Source organism: Pantoea sp. ANP04 (assembly GCF_041982285.1).
Classification (GTDB): Bacteria; Pseudomonadota; Gammaproteobacteria; order Enterobacterales; family Enterobacteriaceae; genus Pantoea; species Pantoea eucalypti.
The window spans coordinates 157,439-169,827 of sequence record NZ_JAUTYS010000010.1 but is presented as its reverse complement, the minus strand read 5'-3'; the positions used below and the strand labels follow the sequence as shown (position 1 = coordinate 169,827).

Sequence of the window (12,389 nt, the reverse complement as noted above, 5' to 3'; positions counted from 1 at the left end):
CAGAATTCAGGCATTAACGCCTTTCATTCCCTCTTCCGAGTAACGCCCCCCTTTAACTTCTATTTGCCGGTGAAGTGCATTCAGCAACAGGAGATCGTTCTCTTCCAACTGAATATCCGCGGCCTGCGCGTTTTCATTAAGATAAGCGATCTGCCTGGTGCCCGGTATCGGCACAATTCTTTCATACTGGGCCAGGAGCCAGGCCAGCGCAATCTGCCCGGTGGTGGCGTGATATTTCTCCGCCAGCGGCGTAATCGCATTTACCAGCTGCAGGTTGTGATCGATATTCTCCTGCTGGAAACGCGCGTTATTTTTGCGGAAATCATCCCCGGCAAAATCACTGTTCTGGCGGTATTTCCCGGTCAGAAAACCTCTGCCCAGCGGGGAATAGGGCACCAGACCGATACCGAGCTGTTTCACCGCTGGCAGGATGTCTTCTTCAATGTCACGCGTCCACAGAGAATATTCCGTCTGCAGCGCGGCCAGCGGATGGATGGCGTGCGCCCGATTCAGCGTGGCAGCCGACGCTTCACACAATCCAATCCGGGCAATTTTCCCCTCTTTTATCAGGCGGCTCAGACACTGCATGCTCTCCTCAATCGGTGTTGCCGCGCTGATACGATGCAGATAAAAGAGATCGATACGCTCGACGCCCAATCGTTTCAGGGAGGCATGGCAGCTGCGGGTAATGTAGTCCGGCTTATTGTTAATGGTACGGGCATAAGCCTCATCTGCCGGACGCTCGATACCACATTTGGTGGCGACGGTGAACGTCAGGCGTTCAGCCTTGCTCATCCCGGCAAGAAACTCACCGATCAGCTGCTCATTGTGGCCACGTCCGTAAAGATCGGCGGTATCAATGAAGGTGATATCCAGGTCGCGCAGCTGGCTAAGCAGCTGGAGAGACTGGCGGTCGTCGGAGTGACCGTAAAATTCGCTCAGCCCCATTGCGCCATAGCCTATGGCGCTGACATCCAGACCCTGACTTAAGGTTCGCTTTTTCATTGTTTCTCCTCGTGAGTGAAAGGCGATTGTTTCACCCCGCGTGAAGCCAATGAATTGCTCTTTTCGTCATGCAAAAAAGGTATCAGGAAAGGTAAGACCGGGGACAACACAGGAGCGGGCGGAACCGCGCATCATCAGCCACAGGCAGCGCGACGTAAGAGGGCGGCGACTCAGTCCGATGAATGCGGGTGAGCGTCGTGATCAGCCGACTGTGAAAGCACGCTCAGCGCATTCAGCACTGCCGCATTTTTTTCATTGGCGCGAATGGCCGCATAAACATCAATCGTCAATTGCCGCGCCGCGCTTTCAGTCAGCGGGCGATAACAGAGTCCTGTCTGGTTAAAGGTACATTTTGACTGCGGCATCAGGGCGAATCCTTTGCCTCTGGCAATGTGCGACAGCATCAGCAGAGAATCATCCGGCTCTCTTATTCGTTTTAACGTGACGCTGAGCGTCGCAAAGTAGCGTTCGCATTTATCGTAAAACTGCGGATTGGCACTGCGCGCAAACCAGAACAGCGGCAGGTCGGCCAGCGCCTCCAGTGCGACCTTTTCTCCTGCCAGACTGGCAGGGTGCGTTGACGGCATAGCGAGCAGCAACGGTTCACGGTAAACCCAGGTGTACTGAACCAGGGTTTCCGCTTCAGGACCTTTTTCGCCAGTGAGAATTAAATCCAGGCTGTTTTTGGCCAGGCTTTGCAGCAGTTGAGCGGAGGTCAGGCTGGGCATCTCCATTTCATCGCTGGCATGGAAACTGGCGAGTTGCCGGTTAAGCGGTGCCATTAATTCAAAGTTGAGCGTGCGGGTCAGTCCGATACGTGGTCGCACAGCAGCAGGCTGCTTTAGGCTATTCAGCGCGGTAAGAATCGCTTCTGCTTTTGCAACCAGCGTACGGCCAGCATCGGTGAGCATCACCTCATGAGTCGTTCGGCTGAACAGCGGCTGACCGAGCAGATCTTCCAGGCTTTGAACCTGACGGGTGAGCGGCGGCTGCGTCATGCTGAGGCGTTCTGCGGCCCGGCGAAAATTAAGCTCGTGCGCAACAGCCAGAAAGCACTGCAATTGCTTTATGGTGGGAAGATGACTGCTGATAAGGTGCGCGGCGACAGACATAACACCATCCTGCTGCGGAAATTTGGGGGGCGTTCAGAGCGGATAACTGAGAACAGCAACGGAGAGGGAAATCCCTCTCCGTTTTACAGGTTACATGCGCTCGACGGTGTCGATACCCAGAGTATCCAGACCCTGCTTCAGCGTCTTCGCCGTCAGCGCGGCCAGCTGCAGACGGCTCAGGCGCGTTGCGTCTGATTCTGCGCTTAGAATCGGGCAGTGCTCGTAGAAGCCGGAGAACAGACCGGCCAGATCGTAGAGATAGGCACACATCATATGTGGCGTGCCGTCGCGAGCGACCTGAGTAATGACCTCTTCGAACTGTAGCAAACGCGTGGCCAGCTGTGCTTCGCGCTCTTCACTGATCACAATCTCTGCATCCAGCGAATCGGCATTAATGCCCGCTTTACGGAACACGGAAAGCACACGGGTATAGGCATACTGCATGTAAGGCGCGGTATTGCCTTCAAACGCCAGCATGTTATCCCAGTCGAAGATGTAGTCGGTGGTGCGGCTTTTTGACAGATCAGCATATTTGACAGCACTGATCCCCACCACTTCCGCCAGGGTTTTCACTTCCGCTTCGCTCATCTCCGGGTTCTTCTCGCGCACCAGCGTGTAGGCACGCTGATAGGCTTCATCCAGCAGATCAGAGAGTTTAATAGTACCGCCGCTACGTGTTTTAAATGGTCGTCCATCTTTGCCCAGCATCATGCCGAATGCATGGTGCTCCAGCGGCACAGATTCCGGCACATAACCCGCTTTACGGACAATCGTCCATGCCTGCACCAGATGCTGATGCTGACGTGAATCGATGTAATAGAGCACGCGATCGGCTTTCAGCGTTTCATAACGATATTTCGCACAGGCGATGTCCGTGGTGGTGTAGAGGTAGCCACCATCCTTTTTCTGGATGATGACGCCCATCGGCTCACCCTCTTTGTTCTGGAATTCATCCAGGAACACCACGGTTGCGCCTTCGCTCTCGACCGCTAAGCCTTTCTGTTTCAGGTCGGAAACAATGCCGGGCAGCATGTCGTTATAAAGACTTTCACCCATGACATCGTTGCGCGTCAGCGTCACGTTCATGCGGTCGTAGATTTTCTGGTTCTGACTCATGGTGATGTCGACCAGCTTCTTCCACATCTGGCGGCAATATTCATCGCCACCCTGAAGTTTCACGACATAGCTGCGTGCACGCTCGGCAAACTCAGGATCTTCATCATAAGTGCGTTTTGCTTCACGGTAGAAGCCTTCGAGGTCGGCCAGCGCCATCTCTGCGTGATCTTCATTCTGCTGCTTTTCAAGGAACGCGATCAACATGCCGAACTGCGTACCCCAGTCGCCAACGTGGTTAGCGCGGATAACGTTATGGCCGAGAAACTCCAGCGTACGCACCGCCGCATCACCAATGATGGTGGAGCGGACGTGACCGACGTGCATCTCTTTTGCAACATTAGGGGCGGAATAGTCGACCACGATGATCTGCGGCTCAGCCAGCTGCACGCCAAGACGCGGCAGGCTAAGTGCCTGACGGGCGTGTGTTGCCAGCCAGTTGTGGTCAAGGAAAATATTAATGAAACCCGGCCCGGCAATTTCAACCTTGCTGGCGATGCCGGTCAGGTCGAGGTGCTGAATCACCGCTTCCGCTAATTGTCGCGGTGCCTGTCCCAGCTTTTTCGCCACGGCCATAATGCCGTTGGCCTGATAGTCTCCAAACTGAACCCGTGCAGACTGACGAACCTGTGGTTCGCAATCGGCGGGTGCGCCGGCTAAAACCATTGCCTGACTGACTTTTGCGGAAAGAAGTGCCTGAATATTCACCGAGTTACCTTCATAAGCTGAACAACGCCCTGGACTGCTAAACCGGGCTGTCATCATCTTGCCTGAGCACATCGCGTTACGGCGGGGCAGAAACGGATGGGGCAGACAAAATGGAAAAAAATGAGGGGAAAAGTATACGTGAAATGTGGATGGGCGTCAGCAGTTGGATGAAGCGGGGAAACAGAGCTGAAGAAGATGTTTCCCGGAGGCGTTAACGACGTCGCAGATGACGACGTGGGTTCTTTACGCTTTTATCTTCAAGCACCTTCCAGTGGCGCGCAATTGCGAATCCCATCAGTGCGATCAGTACAGCGACAACGATGAGCATAGACATATAGCCATTCCTTTTGTTTGTGTTAGGTCAAATTTATAGGAAGGCAGAGAATGCTGCAATTGTTTATCAGTCAATTGAGACTTATCTTATTGTATTAAAGAAGTTTATTATAATCATACAGTTAACTCACTTTCATCAAGGAACTTATGGCCCTAAACAGGAGATAAATCCGAAATGAAAGATGTTATTATGAGGTTTTGCGTTAAATTTCAGTCCAAATAAGATGAATCTTATCATTATGTGACGTCAGGCACGCGGCGCTCCATAAACGAGACTGTTTATAAATGCTAAACAAATTGAGAGGATTTACGGTGTCAGAGCGATCTTTTCCGGCAGAATTGGACGATTTAAAGACAGATTTAAGGCGTTTTGAAAAATCGTTGCAAAGTTTTGCGCAGCAACTTGGTTTGCGCCTTAACGATCTTGAAGTGGACCATATTTCGGTGCGTTGTCATCAGGACACGACGGCGATCCGCTGGCAGCAAGGCCTGCAGCAGATGGGTACGCAGTTTTCCGCGACGATGATTAACGGACGGCAGATTTGCCTGTTTAAACTACATGATCCACTGGTTGTGGCGGGCAGAGAGATCGATGTGGTTGAGCTGCCGTGGCCGGGTGAGAAGCGTTATCGCCATGAAGGCTGGGAGCACATTGAAGTGGTGTTACGTGGCGATCATCGAACGCTGGGCATGCGCGCGATGGCATTATTGTCTGATGAGGCACTGACGCAGCCCGGTATTTCCTTTAAAACCAGCTCACCGCAGGGCGAGAATGAGCGTCTGCCTAATCCGACCCTGGCGGTGACGGACGGGCAGACAACCATCAAGTTTCATCCGTGGCGACTGGAGGAAATTGTCGCCAGTGAGCAGCACTAAATGCGGGCAGCCACGGCGCGTTTCAGTCGGGCAACCGCCTCGTCCAGTAGCGCTCGGGTACAGCCGAAATTGAGCCGGACAAACTGGTCGTTGCCGAACTCACGTCCGGCGGTTAAGCCCAGTCCGTGCTTCTCAAAATAGAGGGCAGGACTGGCCACACCCAGCGCGCTGGCATCAATCCAGGCCAGGTAGGTTGCTTCCGGGGTGGCAACTGACAGACCGGGCATTTTATTGACCTGAGATACCAGCCAGTCCCGGTTACTGCGCAGGTAAGCATTCTGTGCCTTCAGCCAGGGCTCACCTTCGCGCCAGGCTGCTGCTGCTGCGGTGATGGCCAGAATATCTACATCCGGCACAATGCCGCGTCGCACCCGGTTAAAGCGCGCGCGCAGTTCAGCATTCGGTATGATGGCGATGGACGCACCCAGACCGGCGATATTGAAACTCTTGGAGGGCGACATCAGCGTGACACTTCGCTGGGCCGCATCCTCACTTAGCGAAGCAAACGGAATGTGCTGCACGCCCGGTTCCAGTAGCAAATCGCTGTGGATCTCGTCGGAACAGACAATCAGATTGTGTTTCCGGGCGAATTCCAGCTGCGCCTGTAGTTCGTCCTGGCGATAGACCGTGCCGCCCGGATTCTGCGGGTTACACAGCATTAACAGCCGTTCTTTACCCCCAGTCTGTTCTTCGGCTGCATCCAGATCCAGCAGCCAGCGCCCCTGTTGCAACGTGACAGGCACATTGATCTGACCTCGCTCTGCCAGTTTTGCCGCCCCGCGAAACGGTGGATAGATCGGCGTGGGAGAAATCGTCAGCTCGTCCGACGCAGTGAAGGCACGCACGGCGAGATTCAGTCCACTCACCACGCCGGGTAAAACCACAATCCATTCCGGATTGACGTGCCACTGATAGCGTGAGGCGAGCCACGCAACTGCGCTGTCGAGAAACGCTACCGGCGTATCGCCATAGCCGAAAATGCCATGCCCGGCGCGGGTTTTGATCGCATCGATAACGCAGTCAGGCGATCGGAAATCGGTATCTGCCACCCACAACGGCAGAATGTCCTGGTCCGCATATTTGTTCCATTTAAGGCTATCGCTGTGACGACGGTCTATCCGTTGGTCGAAATTGAATGCCATAGTTAACTTTCCCGGTAAACTCATATCAGCAGCCAGACTAACTGATGAATCTGCCTTGAACCAGAGTCATGTAAAGGAGAAGAGAATGACCACACTGGAAATTTGCTGCTATGGCGTGGATTGCGCCGTGACCGCACAACAGGCGGGCGCCGATCGGGTTGAACTTTGTGCCGCACCGCGTGAGGGTGGTCTGACCCCATCGGCAGGAATGCTGAATGCCGCCCGGCGCGAGGTTTCAATCCCGGTTCATCCTATTGTCCGGCCACGGGGTGGTGACTTTTGTTATACCGCGCGCGAGTTTGAAGCGATGAAATCGGATGTGGCGTTGATACGCGAACTGGGTTTTCCAGGGCTGGTCATTGGGATGCTTGATGAGGACGCGCATATCCATCATGGTCAGATGCGGCAGATTATGGCGCTGTGTGACGGCCTGTCAGTGACGTTCCATCGCGCCTTCGATCTGTGCCACAGCCCTAAGCGAGCGCTGGAAGAATTAACAGATTTGGGGGTGGCGCGCATTCTGACATCCGGTCAGCAACACAGTGCTGAAAACGGAATTGCACTCCTCAGGGAACTAAATGAGGCCAGCACCGGTCCTATTATTATGGCGGGTGCCGGGGTTCGTCTCAGCAACCTGCAAAAGTTTCTCGACATTGGGATTGATGAAGTTCACAGCTCGGCAAGTCGCCTGATGGTGTCGCCGATGCGCTACCGCAAAGCGGGGGTCTCCATGTGTTCTGAAGCCGAAAGCGATGAGTTCAGCCGCTACTGTGTAGACGGCGATGTCGTTGAGGCGATGAAAAGTGTGATGCAGATGAGCACCGTTCGGGTCGCCTGAATCACAACAGATTTTGCCGCGCAGCACGCCGATTCTTGACGTGGTGTTTGCAAGTACCAAACCCCAGTATTCTTGCTGGGGTTCTTTTTGTCTGAAGCCCTCTCAAGTGCAGTGACCTTATTCCGGGGTTCTCTTGCATTGTCATGATGTGAGCGGAAGATGACACCTGACGTTTGTGCCTTTTACCTCTCTCATCATTTAAAGCACTGCAGGCCGGAATCGTCAAAGATTGGCGCTGTTTATCACCACAGCGTTTACACTGAAAGCAACGTCGCCTGGAAATTACCCTATGAAACGCAATCAGATTCTTGTTTTAAGCCTGATGCTGACTGCCTGGACTGAAAGCGCAGCGGCCAGCGCCTGCAGCCCGAATAATGCGGCCGTTGCAAACAGCAATAACCTTATTCTGCTGGGGGGAAACGCGAAAGGCGCTGTGAAGCAGGTGATTGCGGGCGAGTTTGGCAAAGATGTGAACTCGCAAAAGCGGGTGCTGGGGCAGTTTGACGCCTGCGGCGATCTGACTGTCGCCGACGTCAGCTACGATAAAAGCGAACGTAATGTGATTCTCAGCATGGAGCAACATATCGCCAGAGTGCAGGGCGGCTGGGTGGCGGAATACGCCTATCTGGTCAAAGTGCTGAAAGAAGGTAAGGAAGTCGTCGTGGATAATCGACAGGGAACGATTAACTGGCAGAAAGGCCGGCATGGCACGATTACCAGCGCCTCTGATAGATTTACCAGCATGGGGAAAAGCGGCTTTACCGACATCACCTATCGCTATGATCCCCAGCTACGGCTGGAGAAGAGCGTGGCGCGCGGCAGCGATCCGCTGACCAACGGTGAATTTCACTATCACTGGAACCCAAAAGGTCTGGTCACGCGCACCACATCTGCAAGAGGCACCGACGAATACACCTATGATCCTCAATGGCGTGAAGTACGACTTAACGGCACCGAGACCACACCGCTCAGCACCATCCGGTCGGTTGATGAGTGCCAGTCATGGGATGAGGTCGGCAACTGTACACTCAGCTATCTGCATGAGACCGAGATCTTTACGCGTGGCACTATCGAGCGCCACCTCAGTTCGGCCTACAAATATGAGTACTGGAACCAGCCTGCGGCAGAAGAGTAACAGGCGATCGGGTGATCGCCCGCTCCTGACCTATTTTACGGTCTGACTAAAGGCATCCAGTGCCAGCAGGGCATTTGCGATATCTTCGGGTGACAGGTGTGGGTTGAGGTTTTTCAGCGTATCTCCCTCACTGTTTGCCAGCGCCCCCACTTTCACCAGATTCTCCCAGCTTTCATTTTCCAGATGCAGCTCCCGGAGTGTGGTTGGCATATTGATAGCGCGATAAAAGCGTATATAGCGCGCAATATCCTCATCCGTACGCTTCTCAAGCACCATCTGCGTCAGCGTGCCATAGGCAACTTTCTCGCCATGAGTCAGATGGTGGATATCGCCATCGATGGCGGTAAAACCATTATGAATCGCGTGAGCGGCTGCCAGACCACCGTTCTCAAACCCCAGTCCCGAGAGCAGCGTATTGGCCTCAACGACCGCTTCCACCGCTGGCGTTACCCGTTTTTCGGAAACGGCAACATAGGCGCTGTAACCCCATGTAAGAAGCGTTTCTTCACAGGCTCGGGCAATGGCCAGCCCGGCAAGTGTCGGATCACCGTTAACCATTGATTTCGCATGCGAACGTGCCACGGCCTGCGCTTCAACCCAGGTCGCCAGTCCATCTGCAATGCCTGATGCAAATAGCCGTGCTGGCGCACTGGCGCAGACTGCCGTGTCCACGAGCACCAAATCTGGATTTTTGCTGTAAAAGCGATAGCTCTCGAATACACCGCTGTCAGAATAGATGACCGACAGGGCGCTACAGGGCGCATCGGTGGACGCAATGGTTGGCACGATAGCCACCGGCAGTTTAAGTTCATCCGCCACCGCTTTAACCGTATCCAGCGTTTTGCCCCCGCCCAGGCCGACAATCACATTACAGCCCTGACTTTTTGCGAGCGCACTGAGTCGGGAAATCTCATTACTGGAGGCTTCGCCATTGAATTGCTGCCAGCTGAATGTCACGCCAGCGGAATGCAGGGCGTGTTGCGTCCGTTCGCCAATCAACGTCCAGACCGTGTTGTCAGCCACCAGAAAAGCCTGATCGCCCAGTTCAGTCAGATACGTTCCCAGCTCGTCCAGCACTCCTGCGCCCTGTACATATTTACGGGGTGAGGAAAAAATAAATTTACTCATAATCAAAACTCCCTGATATGAATGAATCAACCTGATCCAGTCTGGCACAATCCGGGAAGAGTGACAGTTGATGAAGGATTGCGGTCACCGGAGCTGTTAAGCTGCGTGAACACCCAGGAGATAACGGAGAAATCATGATGAGCGCAATGCTCTTTTCATTTCTGCTTGCGATAACCATTCTGACGCTCACACCCGGATTTGACACCGCACTGGTGCTGCGAACCGCTATCGCGCAGGGCTGGCAGCGCGCCTGCGCCACTGCGCTCGGCGTGACGCTGGGCTGTCTGATCTGGGGAGTGGCGGTAGGCCTGGGGCTGGGTGCGCTATTGCTGGCCTCTGAAATTGCATACAACCTGCTGAAGTGGATGGGGGCGGCCTGGCTGCTCTGGCTCGGTATCAGGCTACTGCTTAAACCGCGTCAGCAACCGCTCATCGTGGACGAACAGCCTGCCAGGTCGCAGGGTTATCTGGCCTGCTTCAGTCGGGGGTTGATGGGGAATCTGCTGAATCCAAAAGTGGGCGTGTTTTACGTCACCTTCCTGCCACAGTTTATTCCGGCCGGGGCGTCCGTGGCGCTCTGGTGTACGCTGATGGCGCTGGCACACATGCTGCTGGGGCTGATATGGAATGCCGTGTTAATCGGCGGCAGTCACTATTTTGCGGGTCATCTGCAAAAACCGCGGGTATTAAAGGTGATGGATCGCCTGACCGGCTGCGTGTTTATTGGATTTGCGGCGAAACTGGCGTTGTCTCGCCGCTGAGATTTAAGGTTTGGTGGCGACCAGCACGGCGCGCAGCGGAGCCGGATAGCCCTCAACCGTTTTGCTCGGATCATCGGGATCGAGGAATTCCGCCAGCGACTCGCTGGTCATCCAGTCTGTCCGACGTTGTTCTTCGGTGGTGGTCAGGGCGAAATCGACAATCCGTACATCGACAAAGCCGCTTTTCTCCAGCCAGCTTTTCAGCGCCTCGGCGGAGGGGATAAAGAAGACGTTGCGCATCTGCGCATAGCGCTCACCGGGCACCAGCACCTGATTCACATCGCCCTCAATGACCAGCGTCTCCAGCACCAGTTCACCGCCGCTCACCAGCTGATTTTTCAGCTGTAACAGGTGATCCAGCGGGGAACGGCGATGGTAGAGCACACCCATCGAAAATACGGTATCAAATGCCTGTAACGCCGGTAACTGTTCAATACCCAGCGGCAGCATGTGCGCCCGGCGATCATCGTTGAGCAGCTTACGCACGGCTTCAAACTGCACCAGGAAGAGCTGCATCGGATCAATGCCGACCACCAGATGCGCACCCGCACCAATCATTCGCCACATGTGATAACCGCTGCCACAGCCAATATCCAGCACCGTCCGGCCCGCCAGCGAGGATATATGCGGCAGGACACGCTCCCATTTCCAGTCAGAACGCCACTCAGTGTTGATATGGGTGCCATAGAGGAAATAGGGCCCTTTGCGCCATGGCATCAGGTTACGCAGTAATTTCTCAATACCCTGACGATGACGATCGCTGATGTCATCGCGGTCGGCGGTGACACTATGCAGCAGGTCGAGCTTTTGCGGCTCCAGCAGCGGCAGATACTCCAGCGACTTGTACCAGTCACGGAAGTGCCCATGCAGGTTTTCACGCTGCCACTCGCTGATTTGCGCCGGTAAAACTTCCAGCCACTTCGCCAGTGGACCTACGGCAATTTGCTGATAAAAACGGCCAAAGTCGATCATTTCAACGCCACCAGAGATCCAAAATTAAAGCACTGGAACCAGAGTTCGGCGTGCGAGAAACCGGCCTGTTTCAGGCGGGCTTTATGGGCTTCGACGCTGTCAGTCAGCATCACATTTTCCAGCATGCTACGTTTCTGGCTGATTTCCAGTTCGCTGTAGCCGTTGGCGCGCTTGAAGTCATGGTGCATGTTGAACAACAGTTCACCGACTTCGGCATCTTCAAAACTGAATTTCTCCGACAGCACCAGCGCGCCACCGGGTTTAAGTCCCTGCCAGATTTTTTCCAGCAGAGCCAGACGTGCGGGTGGCTCCAGAAACTGCAGCGTAAAGTTAAGCACCACCAGCGAGGCGTTTTCTATGTCAATATCACGGATATCCGCTTCCAGCACCGTCACCGGCGTATCAGCGCGAAACGCATCCAGATGACGACGGCAACGCTCCACCATCGCCGGGGAGTTATCCACTGCGATGATCTGGCAACCCGGGACATGAATATTGCGGCGCACCGAGAGGGTGGCGGCGCCCAGCGAGCAGCCCAGGTCATAAACCGTGCTGTCGGGCGTAACAAAACGTTCTGCCAGCATGCCAATCATCGAAATGATGTTGGAATAGCCCGGCACCGAGCGCTGAATCATGTCTGGAAAGACTTCAGCTACACGCTCGTCAAAGGTCCAGTCGCCCAGTTTTGCAATGGGCGCTGAGAAGAGTTGATCGCGGTCAGACATATCGAAAATCCGAAGAGACGACGGAAAGGGCGCTATTCTCGCAGAAAGTGGGGCGGCCTGCACCCCTTAACCCAGGGCGACTTAATGGAGTGTCAGCACCAGTTCCCACGGCAGATAAATAAGATTAAAAATGACCATGCCGCACAGGGAAAACAGCGTCAGCAGCATGCCATATTTACGGCCAGCCATGGCGCTGCTGCGTAAACCCCAGGCATGGAGTAACCGGCTGATGAAAAAGAGCAGGCCAGTGAGATGCACCATCCAGATATCGGCGCCATTCATCTCCATCATCACCAGCAGCAACAGCGCCAGCGGGATAGTTTCGATGGCATTGCCGTGAATGCGAATCGCCATTTTCAGGTCGTGATAGCCGCCATCGCCATACGCCACGCGATAGAAACGGCGGTAACGCACCACGTCCAGTGTAAATTTCATTACCAGCAATGCACCCAGTACGACGTATAACGCGCTAATCATTGTCACTCCGGTATCCATCCGTAAAGTGGCTATTCTATCCAGCGTACAGCACGCTGTCCTGTGC

Annotated in this window: 13 protein-coding genes; 4 read left to right on the top strand and 9 right to left on the bottom strand. The window is 54.4% G+C overall.

The window, feature by feature from the left end; translation table 11 throughout:
* Positions 1-6 precede the first annotated feature (6 nt).
* The 4 genes from Q7C21_RS15035 to Q7C21_RS15020 form a co-directional block, all read right to left on the bottom strand.
* Positions 7-1,005: an aldo/keto reductase gene (locus tag Q7C21_RS15035; protein WP_105099092.1), complete on the bottom strand. Its 999-nt coding sequence runs from the start codon at positions 1,003-1,005 to the stop codon at positions 7-9.
* A 170-nt stretch (positions 1,006-1,175) separates the two neighbouring features.
* The gene (locus Q7C21_RS15030) at positions 1,176-2,117 is read right to left on the bottom strand and encodes a LysR family transcriptional regulator (protein WP_105099093.1); all 942 of its coding nucleotides are present in this window, start codon (positions 2,115-2,117) and stop codon (positions 1,176-1,178) included.
* Between the two features lie 90 nt (positions 2,118-2,207).
* Positions 2,208-3,938, bottom strand: coding sequence for an arginine--tRNA ligase (argS, locus tag Q7C21_RS15025; protein WP_375150855.1), 1,731 nt, complete (start codon positions 3,936-3,938; stop codon positions 2,208-2,210).
* A gap of 211 nt (positions 3,939-4,149) precedes the next feature.
* The gene (locus Q7C21_RS15020) at positions 4,150-4,272 is read right to left on the bottom strand and encodes a hypothetical protein (RefSeq protein WP_003849175.1); all 123 of its coding nucleotides are present in this window, start codon (positions 4,270-4,272) and stop codon (positions 4,150-4,152) included.
* A 284-nt stretch (positions 4,273-4,556) separates the two neighbouring features.
* On the opposite strand from Q7C21_RS15020, the gene Q7C21_RS15015 reads away from it, so the two are divergent.
* On the top strand, positions 4,557-5,147 hold the full coding sequence (locus Q7C21_RS15015) for a VOC family protein (RefSeq protein WP_050540834.1): 591 nt from the start codon (positions 4,557-4,559) through the stop codon (positions 5,145-5,147).
* Here Q7C21_RS15015 and Q7C21_RS15010 read toward each other — a convergent pair.
* Positions 5,144-6,289, bottom strand: coding sequence for a MalY/PatB family protein (locus tag Q7C21_RS15010; RefSeq protein ID WP_003849179.1), 1,146 nt, complete (start codon positions 6,287-6,289; stop codon positions 5,144-5,146). The genes Q7C21_RS15015 and Q7C21_RS15010 overlap by 4 nt on opposite strands.
* A gap of 85 nt (positions 6,290-6,374) precedes the next feature.
* Between Q7C21_RS15010 and cutC the strand changes: the two genes are divergently transcribed.
* Both cutC and Q7C21_RS15000 read left to right on the top strand, forming a co-directional pair.
* Entirely contained in the window at positions 6,375-7,127 is a 753-nt protein-coding gene (gene cutC, locus Q7C21_RS15005) for a copper homeostasis protein CutC (protein ID WP_286863174.1), read from the top strand.
* A gap of 289 nt (positions 7,128-7,416) precedes the next feature.
* Positions 7,417-8,262, top strand: a complete 846-nt coding sequence (locus Q7C21_RS15000; protein ID WP_105099095.1) for a hypothetical protein — start codon at positions 7,417-7,419, stop codon at positions 8,260-8,262.
* Positions 8,263-8,292: 30 nt separating this feature from the next.
* Here the strand turns inward: Q7C21_RS15000 and Q7C21_RS14995 are convergent, their stop codons facing one another.
* Entirely contained in the window at positions 8,293-9,390 is a 1,098-nt protein-coding gene (locus Q7C21_RS14995; RefSeq protein WP_286863175.1) for a glycerol dehydrogenase, read from the bottom strand.
* Between the two features lie 137 nt (positions 9,391-9,527).
* Here Q7C21_RS14995 and Q7C21_RS14990 point away from each other — a divergent pair, with 137 nt between their 5' ends.
* Positions 9,528-10,151 carry a LysE family translocator gene (locus Q7C21_RS14990; RefSeq protein ID WP_003849184.1) on the top strand — a complete coding sequence of 208 codons (624 nt, stop codon included), beginning with the start codon at positions 9,528-9,530 and terminating at the stop codon, positions 10,149-10,151.
* A gap of 3 nt (positions 10,152-10,154) precedes the next feature.
* Here Q7C21_RS14990 and cmoB read toward each other — a convergent pair whose 3' ends face one another.
* From cmoB to Q7C21_RS14975, 3 genes are all read right to left on the bottom strand, one after another.
* The gene (gene cmoB, locus Q7C21_RS14985; protein WP_039660042.1) at positions 10,155-11,123 is read right to left on the bottom strand and encodes a tRNA 5-methoxyuridine(34)/uridine 5-oxyacetic acid(34) synthase CmoB; all 969 of its coding nucleotides are present in this window, start codon (positions 11,121-11,123) and stop codon (positions 10,155-10,157) included.
* On the bottom strand, positions 11,120-11,848 hold the full coding sequence (gene cmoA, locus Q7C21_RS14980; protein WP_003849187.1) for a carboxy-S-adenosyl-L-methionine synthase CmoA: 729 nt from the start codon (positions 11,846-11,848) through the stop codon (positions 11,120-11,122). Before cmoA ends, cmoB begins: the two co-directional genes overlap by 4 nt.
* 81 nt (positions 11,849-11,929) lie before the next feature.
* Positions 11,930-12,325 carry an MAPEG family protein gene (locus Q7C21_RS14975; protein WP_039660043.1) on the bottom strand — a complete coding sequence of 132 codons (396 nt, stop codon included), beginning with the start codon at positions 12,323-12,325 and terminating at the stop codon, positions 11,930-11,932.
* Between the last annotated feature and the right edge of the window lie 64 nt (positions 12,326-12,389).